This is a genomic window from Microvirga sp. P4_A5 (assembly GCF_056402495.1).
The window spans coordinates 1-937 of record NZ_JBFUHH010000209.1 but is presented as its reverse complement, the minus strand read 5'-3'; the positions used below and the strand labels follow the sequence as shown (position 1 = coordinate 937).

Sequence of the window (937 nt, the reverse complement as noted above, 5' to 3'; positions counted from 1 at the left end):
GCCGCGATGAGCATGCAGATCGCCGCGCCCGCGATGCCGAAGGGGCTGACATAAGGCCGCTTGAGGTGCGCGAACTTTTTCTTGAGGACGATGTAGGACATGCCCTGCATGAAATAGGCCAGCATCGCGCCGGCGACCGCCATGTTGAGCAGCGTACCGCCGATGGCCGCGCCGCCGGCATCGGCGCCGAACGTGAACCAGGTGATCATCATCACCGCGAGGCCTAGAACCGCGCCTGCGATCAGCGCCACATGCGGAGACTTGCGTGTGCCGTGAGTCACCGACAGGAAGGCCGGGAAATAGCCCGCCCGCGAGAGCGAGTAGATCTGGCGGCCATAAGCGAAGATGATCGTGTGGAACGACGCGATCAGTCCGATCACCGCGACAGCCGCGAGGATCTTGGCGATGTCCGAGCCGAACAGGGCGCGGAAACCGTCGAGCAGCGGCTCGGTGGATTTCGCGTATCCGACGGCGCCGGCCTCGATGCTGGTGTTCAGGAAGATCACCAGGAAGGCCGAGACGATGAGCGTCAGAATACCGGCGATGATGCCCTTGGGCATATCCCGCTGCGGATCGTGCGATTCCTCGGCTGCCAGCGGCAATTGCTCGATGGCGAGAAACAGCCACACGGCGAACGGCAAGGTGGCGAAGATCCCCGCGATGCCGAACGGCAGGAATGGCCCGCCGCCATTGGGCAGCTCGACGCCGCCCGGACCCATGTTCAGCGCCCAGCGGGAAAAGTCGAACTTGCCGGAGAAGATCACCGACAGGTAGAACACCGCGAGACAGGCAAGCGCCATCAGCGTCACCGTGACGGTGACCTTGAACGACAACTCGACGCCGACGACGTTGAGCCCGACGAACAGCGCGTAGCAGACGATCCAGTAGACCGGCTGGAAGCTCGGATCCGTACCGAAGATGCCCGTGAGATAGGAGC

General features: G+C 63.5%; 1 protein-coding gene. It reads right to left on the bottom strand.

The genetic code is table 11. The annotated features are described in order from the left end of the window. On the bottom strand, nucleotides 1-937 hold a 937-nt coding region (locus tag AC1DVM_RS23180; RefSeq protein ID WP_477258496.1), incomplete at both ends, for an amino acid permease.